This is a genomic window from Aquabacter cavernae (assembly GCF_003993795.1).
Classification (GTDB): Bacteria; Pseudomonadota; Alphaproteobacteria; order Rhizobiales; family Xanthobacteraceae; genus Aquabacter; species Aquabacter cavernae.
In genome coordinates, this window is sequence record NZ_RWKV01000008.1 from 301349 (window position 1) to 315574 (window position 14226).

The window sequence follows — 14226 nt, forward strand, 5'->3', positions numbered from 1 at the left end:
GGGGGCGGCTGCCCCCGGCATTCCCGCGCGCCTTTGGACCTGGGCTTTGGACTTGAGCCACGCACTGTGATAAGCGAGCCGCCTGCCTGGACCGGGCGCTTTCCAGCGTGCCGGACCCACCGCGCCGAACCTTCGGAGACCGCCCATGGCATCGCATGATGCGACCCGTTCCTCCGCGGAGGACAACACCCGCTTCTTTTCCGCTCCCCTCGCGGAGACCGACGCCGAGATCGCGGCCGCCATCTCCGCCGAGCTGGGTCGCCAGCGTGGCGAGATCGAGCTGATCGCCTCGGAGAACATCGTTTCGCGCGCGGTGCTGGAAGCCCAGGGCTCGGTGCTCACCAATAAGTACGCCGAAGGCTATCCGGGCCGTCGCTATTATGGCGGCTGCCAGTTCGTGGACGTGGCCGAGAACCTCGCCATTGAGCGCGCCAAGAAGCTGTTCGGCTGCGCCTTCGCCAATGTGCAGCCCAATTCCGGCAGCCAGGCGAACCAGGGTGTGTTCTTCGCGCTGCTCCAGCCGGGCGACACCTATCTCGGCCTCAACCTCGCGGCGGGCGGCCACCTGACCCACGGCTCGCCGGTGAACATGTCCGGCAAGTGGTTCAAGGCGGTTCCCTATGGCGTGCGCGAGGACGACCAGCGCATCGACTATGCCGAGGTGGCGCGCCTCGCGGACGAGCACAAGCCCAAGCTGATCGTGGCGGGCGGCTCGGCCTATCCGCGCGTGATCGACTTCGCCAAGATGCGCGAGATCGCCGACAGCGTGGGCGCCAAGCTCATGGTGGACATGGCCCATTTCGCGGGCCTCGTGGCGGGTGGCGCTCATCCCAGCCCCTTCCCCCACGCCCATGTGGTGACCACCACCACCCACAAGACCCTGCGCGGCCCGCGCGGCGGCATGATCCTCACCAATGACGAGGACATCGCCAAGAAGGTCAATTCTGCCATCTTCCCGGGCATCCAGGGCGGCCCGCTCATGCATGTGATCGCGGCGAAGGCGGTGGCCTTCGGCGAGGCGCTGCGCCCCGAGTTCAAGATCTACGCGAAGAACGTGGTGGAGAACGCCAAGGCCCTGGCCGAGACCCTGCGCGGCCACGGCTTCGCTATTGTCTCCGGCGGCACCGACACCCACCTCATGCTGGTGGACCTGCGCCCCAAGAACCTCAACGGCAAGGTGTCCGAGGCGGCTCTCGGCCGCGCGCATATCACCACCAACAAGAACGGCATCCCGTTCGACCCCGCCAAGCCCGCCATCACGTCCGGCGTGCGGCTCGGTACCCCGGCCTGCACCACGCGCGGCTTTGGCGTGAAGGAGTTCCAGCAGGTGGGCGATATGATCGCCGAGGTGCTGGGCGTCCTCTCGCAAAAGGGGGTGGACGAAGATAGTCTGGTTGAGCAGGCGGTTCGGCAGAAGGTGGCGAGCCTTCTGGATCGCTTCCCCATCTACGGCTGAGCGGGGCGCCGGAAGGGCGAAACGATGCGCTGTCCCTATTGCGGGCATGAAGATACTCAGGTCCGCGACAGCCGCCCTACCGAGGATGACACCGCCATCCGCCGTCGGCGGGTGTGCCCCCATTGCAATGGCCGCTTCACCACCTTCGAGCGCGTTCAGCTTCGCGAGCTGACAGTGGTGAAGCGCTCCGGCCGCCGCGAGCGGTTCGACCGGGAGAAGCTGGCCCGTTCCGTGGCCACCGCCTTGCGCAAGCGGGTGGACGAACCGGACACCGTCGACGCCCTGGTCTCCCGCGTGGTGCGGGGCCTCGAAAAGGTCGATACCGACATTCCCACCGAATATATCGGTGAGATGGTCATGAACGAGCTGAAGCGCATCGACGATGTCGCCTATGTGCGCTTCGCCTCGGTCTACCGGAATTTCCGCGAGGCCAAGGATTTCGAGAGCGTGCTGGACGAATTGGCCGCCGACCGGCCGTCCGGGGCGCCGGTCAAACCCCGGCGTCCGGAATGAGCCTTCTCTCCGCCTTTGCCGTCACCACCCCGGAAGAGGATGAGCGCCTGATGGCGCGCGCGCTTTCGTTGGGGCAGGCGGGTCTCGGGCGCACCTGGCCCAATCCCTCTGTTGGAGCGGTGGTGGTGGTCCAGGGGGAAGACGGGCCGCGCATCGTGGGTGAGGCGCTCACGGCGGAAGCCGGGCGCCCCCATGCCGAGCCCCTGGCGCTCGCCAAGGCCGGCGATGCCGCGCGAGGCGCGACGCTCTATGTGACCCTGGAGCCCTGTTCCCATTTCGGCCGCACACCGCCCTGCGCGGATGCGGTGATCGCCTCCGGCATCCGCCGGGTGGTGGCCGCCATCGAGGATCCCGATCGCCGGGTGCGCGGGCGGGGCGTCGCGCGCATGCGGGCGGCGGGCATCTGGGTCACCGTGGGCGTGGGCGCGGAACAGGCCCTCATCGACCATGCGGGCCATATCAGCCGCGTCACCCGCGCGCGGCCCCATGTGCTGCTCAAGATGGCGGTTTCGGCGGACGGCAAGGCCGGGCTGCCCGGCCCCGCGCCCGCTGTCATTACGGGCCCCGAGGCGCGCGAGAAGGTGCATCTCATGCGCGCCTTCTCCGACGCCATCATGGTGGGCATCGGCACGGCGCTGGCGGACGATCCGCAATTGACGGTCCGCGTGCCGGGCCTGGAGGACCGCTCGCCGGTGCGGATCGTGCTGGACAGCGAGCTGCGCCTGCCGCCGGGCGGGCGCCTTGCCCGGTCCGCGGGGCAGGTGCCGCTTTGGGTGATCGGCGCGGAGGATGCGCCGCTGGAGCGGGAGAAAGCCCTGGTGGACCTGGGCGTGGAGGTCCTGCGGGCCCCACGCGGCGGCGATGGGCGGCTCGACCTGGAAGCTGTGCTGAAGCTTCTGGGCCTGCTGGGCATTACGCGCCTCATGGCCGAAGGCGGCCCGCTCCTGGCGGCGGCCCTGCTGGAGGCCGGGTTGGTGGACGAGGTGGCCCTGTTCCAGGGGCCTTCGAGCCTGGGGCCGGAGGCGGTGGACGCCCTGGCCGGCCAGCCTTTGCAGCGCCTGACGGACCCCGTGGGATTCGCCCGGGTGGAGCAGGGACTCGTGGGGGCAGACCGCTTCTCGCGCCTGCGGCGCCTCTAACATCCCCGTGTTTCTCAACCGCGCAGGTTGTATCCCGTTCCATAGCTCTGTTGCAGTTTGAAAATCATTATTTTTCAAACTTTTGGGATCGAGGGCCGTTCGGTCTCCGCGCCTCGGTGGCATGCAGGTGCGGCATGCACGCCTTAGGGTAGCTTGCTAAGGTTCCCTTTTTATATCAGCCTGACCTTGGGAGAGGGAACGTACACATGTTGCCGTGAGCAATGATCCTGAGGAGGGCTTGAGATGGCGGGATTGTATTCCGATGTTTCATCCGTTTCCAATTGGGACCTGGTTCGTCGAGCCAAGTACTCTGTAGCCTGCCGTATATTCGGTGTTTTTTTCGCTGCCATCCACTTACCTCTCATTGCGTTAATCGTATATCTGTTTTTCAGCCATTCAGTTGAGAAGAGTGTTGCCGTCGGCGTGTTGCTTTGCGCGACTCTGCTTGGCGTGGCCATTTCGCTTTTCGCGACGTTTCGCATGCTGCGTCCGATCGCTGAGATCGTGCGGGCCATCGATGTCTATCGCACCAGCAAGCGGGTCGTTCGGCTCAGCCGGGGGGCGCCGCATGATGTGTCCCGCCTGTCCAATCAGGTCGAGCAGTTGCTGCACGACATGAATGAGCTGATCGACGATCTGCAGCGCAAGGCCAGCACGGACGAGCTGACCGGCCTCATGAACCGCCGTGCCTTGTTCGAGCACCATGCCAACCTGTTCGAGCGGGCGCGGCGCGACCGGTCCATGCTGGCGGTGGCCATGTTCGATCTCGACCACTTCAAGCGGCTGAACGACACCTATGGCCACGAAATGGGCGACCGGGTGCTGTTCGGCGTGGCCGAGACGGTGCGCGCCAATCTGCGCCCCTATGATCTATTGGGCCGGATCGGCGGCGAGGAATTCTGCGTGATCATGCCGTTGGACGATCCACGGGACGTGGAACCGGCCATTGACCGGCTGCGGCTTGCCATCAGCCGCCTGGAAATCGCGCCGCTCCGGCCAGGCAGCATCACGGCGAGCTTCGGCGCCGCTGTGGCCATGCCGGACAATGCCGGCCTCTCCGTGCTGATGCGGTTGGCGGATGGCGCGCTCTATGACTCCAAGCGGGCCGGGCGGAACCGCGGCACCGTGGTGTTTCCCGGCACGAGCGTCCGGAACATGCAGTCCCAGTAAGAGCGGGCAGGGGGAGGGGCACATACGTGCATCCCTTCCATGCCCGCAGCGCATCGACAAAGTGCCCCCGATGGGCCAAGTAAGGCGGGAAAAGCAGGCGCGCCGGGAACGGCGTGTCCTTTTGCTTCGGCGGCACAAGCCACCGGAGCCGCCATCGGTGGGTCATCATGTTCACAGGCATTGTCAGCGACCTCGGGCGGATCATGGATGTTGCCGCCCATAACGAGGTGCGCACGCTCACCATCGCCACGGGCTATGCGGCGTCCACCATCGATATCGGCGCCTCCATCGCGTGCTCGGGCGTGTGCCTCACCGTCACCTCCGTGCATGAGGGCGGGCCGCTGGGCACGCTGTTCACCGTGGATGCGGCCCCCGAGACGCTGGCCATCACCACGGCCGCCGTCTGGACCGAGGGGCGCAGGCTCAATCTGGAGCGGGCGCTCGCCATGGGGGCGGAGCTGGGCGGGCATCTGGTGACCGGCCATGTGGATGCGGCCGTCCCCGTGATTTCGCGCGAAGACCTTGGCGAGACCAGTCGTTTCGTGTTCGAGGCGCCGGACGCGCTCGCCCGCTTCATCGCGGCCAAGGGCTCGGTCTGCCTCGACGGCACCTCGCTCACGGTCAATACGGTGGAGGGCAACCGCTTCTCCTGCCTGCTCATCCCCCATACCCTGGCGGTGACCACATGGGGCGATGTGGGCGCCGGAGACCGGGTCAATCTGGAAGTCGATCTGATGGCGCGCTATGCGGCGCGCCTTGCGGAGTTCCCCCGGGGCGAGTAACCCCTCGGCGAGTTCAGGAGATTTTTGCATGGTGACCACCAGCCGCGAGCATGCGGACGCGGAGCCCGTTCCGGGCGCGCGCGTGCTTATCGTCGAGGGACGCTATTATGAGGCGCTGGCGGACGAGTTGCTCTCCGGCGCGCGGGCCGCGCTGGAGGCCGCCGGGGCAGAGGTGGAGGTGGTGACGGTTCCGGGCGCGCTGGAAGTGCCCATCGCCGCCGAGATCGCGCTGGAAGGCGCCGAGCTGGAAGGCCGTCCGTTCGAGGCGGTGGTTGCGCTCGGCTGCGTCATCCGGGGCGAGACCTATCATTTCGAGATCGTGGCCGGTGAATCCGCCCGCGCGCTCATGGATCTGGGCCTCGGGCTCGGCCTGCCGCTGGGCAACGGCATCCTCACCGTGGATACCGAGGCGCAGGCCTGGGAGCGTGCCCGTGTCACCGAGGGCAACAAGGGCGGGGGCGCGGCCCTTGCGGCGCTGTCGCTGCTGCGCCTCAAGCGGCGGGTGGCGCCATGAGCGAAGGCCCGAAACCCGATCTCGCCAAGGTTGAGATCCCCAAGCCCATGCGCAAGAGCGCGGCCCGGCTTGCCAGCGTGCAGGCGCTCTACCAGATGGATGTCGCCGCGACGCCGCTGTCGGAAATCTTCGCCCAGTTCGAGGCCTTCTGGCTCGGGCAGGAAGTGGAGGGGATGCAGTTCCCCGAAGCCGACCGGCGCCTGTTCCGCGACGTGGTGGAAGGCGTGCTGCGCGAGCAGCGCCGCATCGATCCCATGGTGGACAAGGCTCTGTCCGAAGGCTGGCCGCTGCGCCGGGTGGAGACGGTGCTGCGCGCCTGCCTGCGCGCGGGTGCCTATGAGCTGCTGGGCCGTCCCGATGTGCCCGCCCGCGTGGTCATCGCCGAATATGTGAACGTCGCCGGTGCGTTCCTGGACAAGGATGAGACCGGCATGGTGAACGCCGTGCTCGATGCGCTGGCCCGCGACCTGCGGGCGGCGGAGTTCTCCCGGCCGGGAGCCGCCTGACATGGACGGCGGGCGCTCGGGCGAGGATGCGTTCATCGCCCGCTTCCTGCGCCCGCTCGCCTCTGCCCCCGGCGCCCTCGGCCTTCTGGATGATGCCGCGCTTCTCACCCCGCCCGCCGGCATGCAGCTTGTCCTCACCAAGGACGCGCTGGTGGCGGGCGTTCACTTCTTTCCCGACGATCCGCCCGACACCATCGCCCGCAAGGCGCTGGGCGTGAACCTCTCCGACCTTGCCGCCAAAGGCGCCGTGCCGCTGGGAGCGCTGCTGGCGCTTGCCATGCCCGAGGGTGTGGGGGAGCCTTGGATGGAGGCGTTCGCCATCGGCCTCGGGGAAGCCTTGAGCGAGGCCGACTGCGCGCTTCTGGGCGGGGACACGGTGCGCACGCCCGGTCCGCTCACCCTTTCGATCACGGCTTTAGGAGGCGTGCCGGCGGGCAGCTTCGTGCCGCGCACCGGCGCCCGGCCGGACGAGGCGATCCTGGTGTCCGGCACCATCGGCGATGCCGCCTTGGGGCTGCTGCTGCGCCTCGATCTGGAGCGGCCGGGATTCGCGCCGCTGGTCTCGGCGCAGCGCGCCCATCTGCAGCGGCGCTATCTGGTCCCCGAGCCGCGCCTGGCCCTGGCGCCGCTGCTGCGCACCCATGCCAGCGCGGCCATGGATGTGTCGGACGGCCTCGTGGGGGACATCGCCAAGATGCTGGCCGTCTCGGGCTGCGGCGGCGTGATCACGGCGACGGAGGTGCCGCTTTCGGGCGCGGCACGGGCGGCGGTGCATGCGGAGCCCGCTTTGCTGCGCGCGGCCCTTACGGGGGGCGATGACTACGAGATCGTCTGCACCGTCGCGCCTCACCATGTGGCGGATATGATCGTCGCGGCGGAAGTGGCGGGCATCAAGCTGACCCAGATCGGCGAGACCCGCGCCGTACCCGGCCTCACTGTCCTCGACGCGGCGGGCAACCTGCTGGACATGGGCACGGGCAGCTACAGCCATTTCTGACGCCTGGGGCACCCGGGCCCGGCGACGGCGGGGTTCAAGGGCGCGCGACTCCGATCACGCGGTTGGGCCGTCCAAAAGAAAACCCCGCCCGGTTTCCCGAGCGGGGCTTCTGTCAGGAGAGGGTCATCAGGCCCTGTTCAAGCCTGAAGCCGATCACCAGCCCGGACGGCAGTGCAGGCCGCCATACGGACCGCGCCAGCAATAGCCGCCGCCCCAACGCGGACCCCAGCCGGGGCCGTACCACCAGTCGATGAAGAGGCTGGCATTGGTGCCGCTCTTCGGCGCGTCGGGGCTCAGGGTCTTGTAGTTGTAGGTCAGCGTGTCGCCGTTGATGACCGGGTTGGTCAGCTCGACCACGGCGGTCACGGGCTTGCCGTCAACGGTCACCGCGAGGGTGGCGTTCGGCGGATCCTTCTCGAAGTCGCTCTTGCCGCTGGTCCAGAACTGCACGAAGGACGAGGTCGGCGCATCGCCGGTCATCCGCTCGGGACGGTCGGTGAACATCAGCGTCTGGGGCGCGACGCCCTTCAGGGTGATGGTCTTGTCGTCAACCGTCACGGAATCGGCCACCTGCACGAACAGCCAGTTCGCGGGCTTCATGGGTTCCGCACCCGCAGGTATCGCGGGCGCCTGCGCGTTGGCGACGCCGACGGCGCCCACCAGGGCGATCAGCGCGCCATAGATAAAGGATTTCATGGCTCAGTCTCCGGGCGGGGGTTTCGTTCCTCACCGCGGCGCAGACCATACCACCGCTTGTGCCCATTTCCAGCCCGAGTCGCCTGTTTGAACCAATTCAAAAGCATTAAATTTCGGACACGAAGGAAGTCGTCAAATTGCCGGAGAGTGGTCGCGCGGGTGAGAGAAACGATGACTTGAGCGTGCCGGATGTTGGTGCGGTAAATATTCGGGTGCGCGAAGTAATCGATCGATTTGGATAGATTGTAGCATTTCAATCCCGCCCTGGAGCGTTTCCAAGCGAAGTGTGAGGCGGTTCGCGTGAAGGAAACGCAAAAAATGCAAAGAGAGTGAGTGTTTCAGCGTTTTCATGAAAGGCTGAAACACCCCAGCGGAAGCAGGGCTGTCGGAGAGCCGATCCTTCATAGGGAGCGCCCGGTCGCCTCCGGGGCGCGGATTTCCTCTCAAATGCAAGATGGCCGGCACCCGAAGGCCCGGCCATCCCTTTCTGTCCCGTTTGCGCCCTGGCGCAGCGTTCAGCCGTCCAGCAGGCCCGCGAGCTTCAGTGCCACGCCCTGCGACCCCTCCACCCGGAGGCGGCCGGTGGAGAAGGCGAGCATGGGGCCGATGCGTCCGGTGATCAGCTTCTCCAGCGTGTCGGAAGAGAGCTTCAGCACTGCTTCCGCCTCGCCCGTGCCTTCGGAGATGTCGGCGCCGGGGCCGGTGGCGTCCAGCACGATCGCCGTGCCGGAATCGGTCAGGTCGAAGCGCACGCGGTGGCCGAGGCCCGAAAGGGCGTCCGCGCGTTCACGCATGAGGTCGATAAGGGCAGAAGTCTCGGCCATGGTCCCGCTTTCGTGGTGGTGAAGGGTCAGAACAGCGCCTCGTCCAGCGCCATGAGGGAGGACTTGCCCGACTTGATGGAGCCCCACAAGGCGGCAGCGTCCGGCAGGAGGCGGTCGAAATAGAAGCGCGCCGTGGCGATCTTGGCGTCGTAGAAGCCCGTATCGGCCCCCGGCTCCAAACGCTTCTCCGCGGCCACCTTCGCCATGCGCGCCCACATGTAGCCGAGCGCCACCAGGCCGAACAGGCGCAGATATTCGGTGGCCGCCGCGCCGGCCTCCTCCGGATCCCTTATCCCCTTCTCGGCGATGAAGCCGGTGGCGAGCTGGAGCGCGCCGAACGCCTTGCCCAGCGGGCCCATGAACGGGCCGATGGTCTCGTCGTCCAGATTGGCGTCGATGAAGTCCAGCACGGGATGGAAGAAGCTGCGCAGATAGCGGCCCGCATGGGCGCCCAGCTTGCGGCCCACCAGATCCAGGGCCTGCACGCCGTTGGTGCCCTCATAGATCATGGCGATGCGCGCATCGCGCACATATTGCTCCATGCCGTGGTCACGCACATAGCCGTGGCCGCCATAGACCTGCATGCCCAGCGAGGCGTTCTCGAAGCCGAGATCGGTGAACAGCGCCTTCACGATGGGGGTCATGAGGGCGGTGAAATCCTCGGCGCGCTGGCGCTCCTCGGGATCGTTGGAGCGCTCCATGAGATCGAGGTTGCGCGCCACCCAGCCCGCCAGCGCCCGGCAGCCTTCGTTATAGGCCCGCATGGTCATGAGCGTGCGGCGCACGTCCGGGTGGACGATGATGGGGTCGGCGGGCTTGTCGGGATGCTTGGCGCCGGTGAGCGAGCGGCCCTGCAGGCGCTCTTTCGCGTATGCCACCGCGCTCTGATAGGCGGCCTCGCCCACGCCGAGGCCCTGCGTGCCCACGGAGAGGCGCTCGGAATTCATCATGGAGAACATGGCGCGCATGCCCTTGTGGGGCTCGCCCACAAGCCAGCCCGTGGCGCCGTCGAACGACATCTGGCAGGTGGCCGAGCCGTGGATGCCCATCTTGTGCTCGATGCCGGTGCACTGGGCGCCGTTGCGCATGCCGGGTGTGCCGTCCGCCTTGGGCAGGAATTTCGGCACGAGGAACAGGCTGATGCCCTTGATGCCCTTGGGCGCGTCCGGCAGGCGCGCCAGAACCAGGTGGATGATGTTGTCGGTCAGGTCATGCTCGCCCGCCGAGATGAAGATCTTCGAGCCGGTGATGGCATAGGAGCCGTCGCCCTGGGGCTCCGCCTTGGTCCGCAGCAGGCCGAGATCGGTGCCGCAATGGGGCTCCGTGAGGCACATGGTGCCCGTCCATTCGCCCGAGACCATCTTGGGCAGGAAGCGTTCCTTCAGCTCCTGCGAGGCATGGTGGGAGAGCGCCACATAAGCCCCGTGGGTGAGGCCGGGATAGAGGCCGAAGGCGAGGTTGGCGGAGCACATCATCTCTTCGATGAACTTGGTCACGCTCGCCGGCAGGCCCTGGCCGCCCCATTCGGGATCGCAGGCGATGCCGTTCCAGCCGCCGTCCACATAGGTGCGGTAGGCCTCCTTGAAGCCCTTGGGCGTGCGCACCACGCCGTTCTCATAGATGCAGCCTTCGAGGTCGGCGGACTGGTTGATGGGCGCCAGCACCTCGGTGACCAGCTTGCCCGCCTCTTCCAGCACGGCGTCGATGAGGTCCGGCGTGACCTCCTCCAGGCCCTTCATGTCCTTGAGCGCGTCGGAGCCGTGCAATTCATGGAGCACGAACCGCATGTCGCGAAGCGGGGGCTGATAGACCTGCATGGCGATGTCTCCCGTATTCTTGTCCGCCTCACGAAGAGGCGCGTGATCTTCGGTTCGTGTGCTCTCCCGGTAGGGGGAGAGGCATAGGGTGTCTCGGGCTTCCGCCCGGCTCTGCCCCCTCCCTAGCCCTCCCCCGCAAGCGGGAGAGGGGATGGGGCGAGCGGGGGGAGGGGCATGTGTCCTCTCCGTGCAACGGGGCGACATATCCTCCCGCGCAACAGGCTCCCTCTCCCGCTTGCGGGGGAGGGGTGGGGAGGGGGCAGCGCCCCCTCAGTTCCGCAGCGGCCGCCCCGTTTCCAGCGTGTGCTCGATGCGGGCGAGCGTGGCGTTGGTGCGGATGAGGCGCATGAAGGCGGCGCGCTCCAACTCCAGCACCTGCGCCTCGCTTACCGGCTCAATATGATCCGCCCCGCCGCCCGACAGCACGGTGGCGAGCGCGTCGGCCACCACGAGGTCGTGCTTGGTCGCGATGCCCCGGCGGTGGAAGCCGTCCGCCGCCATCACCATGGCCGTCTTGCCGGACGGGCCGGGCAAGGTGAGGTCCTGGGGCTTGGGCGGCTGGTAGCCCTCCACGAGGGACAAGGCGCGGGCCTTGGCGTCCGCCAGCAGGCGGTCGCGGTTCATGGAGATGCCGTCGGTCTTGCGCAGGAACAGCAGCTCCTTCGCTTCCGCCGCAGACTTGGAGACGGTAGCGACCGAGACGGTCTCGAACACCTTGGAGGGAGCGGGCATTGGCCCCTTGGGCAGGGCCGCGTCGCCCTGCCAGCGGGTCAGCATCTCCTTGCAGCCGCCCCAGCCGGGAATGAGGCCGACGCCGCATTCCACGAGGCCGATATAGCTTTCCGCATGGGCCTGGACGGCGCTGGAATGGAGCAGCAATTCGCATCCGCCACCCAGCGCCATGCCGGCCGGTGCGGCCACGGTGGGGAAGGGGGCGTATTTGAGATCCTGGTAGGCCTTCTGGCCCGTGGCCACCAGCTTCTCCACCTCACCGAACGCCGCGATGTTGCAGGCGAACAGCGCGAGGCCGAGATTGGCGCCCACGGAGAAGTTCTGCCCCTCATTGTAGATGACGAGGGCCTTGTACTTCTCCTTCACCAGCTTGGTGGCCTTGGCGAGGAGGGTGATGATGCCCTCGTCCAGCGAATTGCCCTTGCTGGTGAATTCCAGGCAGAGCACGCCGTCGCCGATATCCCACAAGGCGGCCGAGCCGTTCTTCAACACCGGCTGGCTTGAGAGCTTGATGTCGGCCAGAAGCAGCACGCCTTCGGGGCGGGCGATGTCGTGATAGGCGCCGTCCGTGCCGAGATATTGGCGCTTGCCGCCGTCCACCCGGTAGAAGGACTTGCCGTCCGCCGCCTGGAGCAAGGCGGGCACGTCCTCGCCGTCGGCCTTCAGCAGGCCGGCGAGGGCGGAGGCGCCGATCCGGTCGATCAGCTCGAACGGACCCCATTTCCAGTTGTAGCCGAGGCGCATGGCCTCATCGACGGCGACCACGTCGTCCGCCGCCTCGGGCACCAGCCGCGCGGCATAGGCCAGCGTGCGGCCCATGACGCGGCGGGCATAGCGGCCCATGGGGCTGTCATGGCCGAGGAGGGCGCCGAGATCCTTCTCCGCGCCCTCGGGCAGGGCGGCCTTCTCTTCCTTGCGATAGGCGCCGGAGGCGAGGTCAATGGCCTCCTTCACCTTGCCGCCGTCAGCACGGTTCAGGCGATAGAAGCCGCCCTTGCCCTTGCGGCCGATGAGCCCGCTGCCGATCATGGTTTCGATGAGCGGCACGTCCCGCAGCAAGGCGTGGAACGGGTCGGAGGCGGGCAAAGCCCGCTTCAGGCTGCCCTGGACATGGGGCATGAGGTCGAGGCCCACGAGGTCCAGAAGGCCGAACACGCCGGTCTTGGGGAAGCCGAAGGGGCGACCCATCACCACGTCCGCTTCTTCCACCGTGAGGCCGAGATCGATGGCCTCGATCACCGCCGCCTGGAGCCAGTAGGTGCCGAGGCGGTTGGCGATGAAGCCGGGCGTGTCCTTGCAGGTGACCAGGGTCTTGCCGAGCTTCACATCGGCGAATTGCGAGACGCGCGCCACGCTCTGCGGGTCGCTCTCCGGCCCGCTCACCACTTCCAGCAGGCGCATATAGCGCGGCGGATTGAAGAAATGGGTGATGAGGAAATCGCGGCGGAAGCCATCCGGCAGTCCGGCGGTGAGGTCCGCGAGGGGAATGGTGGAGGTGTTGGAGGAGACCGGCGTGCCCGGCCGGCGGGCGGCGTCGATCTTGGCGTAGAGCGCCTGCTTGATGTCCAGGCGCTCCACCACGGCCTCGATGATCCAGTCGCATTCCGCGAGCTTGTCGAGGTCGTCCTCGATATTGCCGGGGATGACGCGCTTGGCATTGGCCTTGGACATGAAGGCGGCGGGTTCCGCCTTCAGCAGCTTCTCGATGGCGCCCTTGGCGATGGCGCTGCGGTCGCTGGCGCCCTCGGGCACGATGTCCAGCAGCAGCGCCTCGGCGCCCGCATTGGCCACATGCGCGGCGATGCCGGCGCCCATGACGCCCGCGCCGATGACGGCGACCTTGCGAATTTCGCTCATGGCCCGCCTCACACGCGCTCGAGGACGGTGGCGATGCCCTGGCCGCCGCCGATGCACTGGGTGGCCAGCGCATAGCGCCCGCCCTGGCGCTTCAAGAGGCTCGCCGCCTTGCCGACGATGCGCGCGCCCGTGGCGCCCAGCGGATGGCCGAGCGCGATGGCGCCGCCGTCCAGGTTCAGCGTGTCGTCGGAAATGCCCAGCTCGCGCTGGCAGGCCAGGGCCTGGGACGCGAACGCCTCGTTCAGCTCCACCACGCTGATGTCGCCGATCTTGATATCGGAACGGGCCAGCGCCTTGCGGGTGGCGGCCACGGGGCCGATGCCCATGATTTCCGGCGCACAGCCCGCCACCGCCACGCCGCGCAGGCGGGCGAGGGGCTCAAGGCCGTTCTTTTCCGCATAGGCTTCCGTGCACACCAGCACGGCGGCGGCGCCGTCCGTGAGGGGAGAGGCGGTTCCGGCGGTCACCGAGCCGTTCTGGTCGAAGGAGGGCTTGAGGCCGGCAAGGTCGGCGGCGGTGGTTTCGCCCCGGATGCAGCCGTCCTTGGTGATGGTCTTGCCGTTGGCGGTGATGGCGACGATCTCCGCGTCGAGCCGCCCCTCGGCCTGGGCCTGCGCGGCCTTGCGCTGGCTGGCGAGGGCGAAGGCGTCCTGATCCTCGCGGGTGATCTGCCACTTGTTGGCGACATTTTCCGCCGTCTCGCCCATGCCCATGTAGGAGGCGGGGTTCTTGGCGTAGAGCGCCGGGTTGGGCATGGGGTTGAAGCCGGTCATGGGCACGCGGCTCATGCTCTCCACGCCCGCACAGATGAAGACCTCACCGGCGCCGAGCTGGATCTGGCCGGCGGCCATGTGCACCGCCTGCATGGAGGAGCCGCAGAAGCGGTTCACGGTGACGCCCGCCACCGACTGGGGCAGGTCCGCGATCATGCCGATGAGGCGCGCCACGTTGAAGCCCTGCTCGGCCTCCGGGAAGGCGCAGCCCAGGATCAAATCCTCGATGTCCTCAGCCTTCACGCCGGTGCGAACGATCAACTCGCGGATGACCTGGGCGGCGAGGTCGTCGGGGCGGACCCGGGCCAGTTCGCCCCGCTTGGCGGGCGCGAAGGGGGAGCGGGCATATCCCGCGATGACGACGTTCTGCATGGGCTCTCCTGCCTTTGTCTGCTGCCGGGCTTCGCGCCCTGTTCGGTGCGGATGGATGTTCGATGGTGACTGTGGGCG

At 67.6% G+C, this 14226-nt stretch carries 13 protein-coding genes; 8 read left to right on the top strand and 5 right to left on the bottom strand.

All coding sequences use genetic code 11. From position 1 onward, the window contains the following. The first annotated feature begins 145 nt into the window (after positions 1 to 145). From glyA to thiL, 8 genes are all read left to right on the top strand, one after another. On the top strand, positions 146 to 1456 hold the full coding sequence (glyA, locus tag EJJ38_RS06180; RefSeq protein ID WP_127089234.1) for a serine hydroxymethyltransferase: 1311 nt from the start codon (positions 146 to 148) through the stop codon (positions 1454 to 1456). 24 nt (positions 1457 to 1480) lie between these two features. Beyond that, positions 1481 to 1969, top strand: a complete 489-nt coding sequence (gene nrdR / locus EJJ38_RS06185) for a transcriptional regulator NrdR (RefSeq protein WP_127089235.1) — start codon at positions 1481 to 1483, stop codon at positions 1967 to 1969. Beyond that, positions 1966 to 3108 carry a bifunctional diaminohydroxyphosphoribosylaminopyrimidine deaminase/5-amino-6-(5-phosphoribosylamino)uracil reductase RibD gene (gene ribD / locus EJJ38_RS06190; protein WP_127089236.1) on the top strand — a complete coding sequence of 381 codons (1143 nt, stop codon included), beginning with the start codon at positions 1966 to 1968 and terminating at the stop codon, positions 3106 to 3108. The genes nrdR and ribD overlap by 4 nt, the downstream gene beginning before the upstream one ends. Positions 3109 to 3588: 480 nt before the next feature. Then, the gene (locus EJJ38_RS06195) at positions 3589 to 4278 is read left to right on the top strand and encodes a GGDEF domain-containing protein (RefSeq protein ID WP_164738431.1); all 690 of its coding nucleotides are present in this window, start codon (positions 3589 to 3591) and stop codon (positions 4276 to 4278) included. Positions 4279 to 4445: 167 nt separating this feature from the next. Further along, positions 4446 to 5060, top strand: coding sequence for a riboflavin synthase (locus EJJ38_RS06200; protein WP_127089238.1), 615 nt, complete (start codon positions 4446 to 4448; stop codon positions 5058 to 5060). Between the two features lie 31 nt (positions 5061 to 5091). After that, positions 5092 to 5574, top strand: a complete 483-nt coding sequence (gene ribH, locus EJJ38_RS06205; RefSeq protein ID WP_420836878.1) for a 6,7-dimethyl-8-ribityllumazine synthase — start codon at positions 5092 to 5094, stop codon at positions 5572 to 5574. Beyond that, positions 5571 to 6080, top strand: a complete 510-nt coding sequence (gene nusB / locus EJJ38_RS06210) for a transcription antitermination factor NusB (RefSeq protein WP_127089240.1) — start codon at positions 5571 to 5573, stop codon at positions 6078 to 6080. Before ribH ends, nusB begins: the two co-directional genes overlap by 4 nt. A gap of 1 nt (position 6081) precedes the next feature. Continuing rightward, positions 6082 to 7077 (top strand): thiamine-phosphate kinase, encoded by a 996-nt coding sequence (gene thiL / locus EJJ38_RS06215; RefSeq protein ID WP_127089241.1) that lies wholly within the window; start codon positions 6082 to 6084, stop codon positions 7075 to 7077. A 153-nt stretch (positions 7078 to 7230) separates the two neighbouring features. On the opposite strand, the gene EJJ38_RS06220 is transcribed toward thiL, so the two are convergent. From EJJ38_RS06220 to EJJ38_RS06240, 5 genes are all read right to left on the bottom strand, one after another. Beyond that, positions 7231 to 7773 (bottom strand): hypothetical protein, encoded by a 543-nt coding sequence (locus tag EJJ38_RS06220; RefSeq protein WP_127089242.1) that lies wholly within the window; start codon positions 7771 to 7773, stop codon positions 7231 to 7233. A gap of 515 nt (positions 7774 to 8288) precedes the next feature. Then, positions 8289 to 8597 (bottom strand): SCP2 sterol-binding domain-containing protein, encoded by a 309-nt coding sequence (locus tag EJJ38_RS06225; protein WP_127089243.1) that lies wholly within the window; start codon positions 8595 to 8597, stop codon positions 8289 to 8291. Between the two features lie 26 nt (positions 8598 to 8623). Continuing rightward, on the bottom strand, positions 8624 to 10414 hold the full coding sequence (locus EJJ38_RS06230; protein WP_127089244.1) for an acyl-CoA dehydrogenase C-terminal domain-containing protein: 1791 nt from the start codon (positions 10412 to 10414) through the stop codon (positions 8624 to 8626). A 270-nt stretch (positions 10415 to 10684) separates the two neighbouring features. Beyond that, positions 10685 to 13003: a 3-hydroxyacyl-CoA dehydrogenase/enoyl-CoA hydratase family protein gene (locus tag EJJ38_RS06235; RefSeq protein ID WP_127089245.1), complete on the bottom strand. Its 2319-nt coding sequence runs from the start codon at positions 13001 to 13003 to the stop codon at positions 10685 to 10687. 8 nt (positions 13004 to 13011) lie between these two features. Further along, on the bottom strand, positions 13012 to 14148 hold the full coding sequence (locus tag EJJ38_RS06240) for a thiolase family protein (RefSeq protein ID WP_127089246.1): 1137 nt from the start codon (positions 14146 to 14148) through the stop codon (positions 13012 to 13014). Between the last annotated feature and the right edge of the window lie 78 nt (positions 14149 to 14226).

Excerpts from the sequence above, each read along its gene's own strand:
- EJJ38_RS06220 (WP_127089242.1), bottom strand. The coding sequence starts at position 7,773 with ATGAAATCCTTTATCTATGGCGCGCTGATCGCCCTGGTGGGCGCCGTC.
- EJJ38_RS06240 (WP_127089246.1), bottom strand. The coding sequence starts at position 14,148 with ATGCAGAACGTCGTCATCGCGGGATATGCCCGCTCCCCCTTCGCGCCC.
- EJJ38_RS06195 (WP_164738431.1), top strand. The coding sequence starts at position 3,589 with ATGCTGCGTCCGATCGCTGAGATCGTGCGGGCCATCGATGTCTATCGC.
- EJJ38_RS06225 (WP_127089243.1), bottom strand. The coding sequence starts at position 8,597 with ATGGCCGAGACTTCTGCCCTTATCGACCTCATGCGTGAACGCGCGGAC.
- glyA (WP_127089234.1), top strand. The coding sequence starts at position 146 with ATGGCATCGCATGATGCGACCCGTTCCTCCGCGGAGGACAACACCCGC.
- nrdR (WP_127089235.1), top strand. The coding sequence starts at position 1,481 with ATGCGCTGTCCCTATTGCGGGCATGAAGATACTCAGGTCCGCGACAGC.
- EJJ38_RS06230 (WP_127089244.1), bottom strand. The coding sequence starts at position 10,414 with ATGCAGGTCTATCAGCCCCCGCTTCGCGACATGCGGTTCGTGCTCCAT.
- EJJ38_RS06235 (WP_127089245.1), bottom strand. The coding sequence starts at position 13,003 with ATGAGCGAAATTCGCAAGGTCGCCGTCATCGGCGCGGGCGTCATGGGC.
- thiL (WP_127089241.1), top strand. The coding sequence starts at position 6,082 with ATGGACGGCGGGCGCTCGGGCGAGGATGCGTTCATCGCCCGCTTCCTG.
- nusB (WP_127089240.1), top strand. The coding sequence starts at position 5,571 with ATGAGCGAAGGCCCGAAACCCGATCTCGCCAAGGTTGAGATCCCCAAG.
- ribD (WP_127089236.1), top strand. The coding sequence starts at position 1,966 with ATGAGCCTTCTCTCCGCCTTTGCCGTCACCACCCCGGAAGAGGATGAG.
- EJJ38_RS06200 (WP_127089238.1), top strand. The coding sequence starts at position 4,446 with ATGTTCACAGGCATTGTCAGCGACCTCGGGCGGATCATGGATGTTGCC.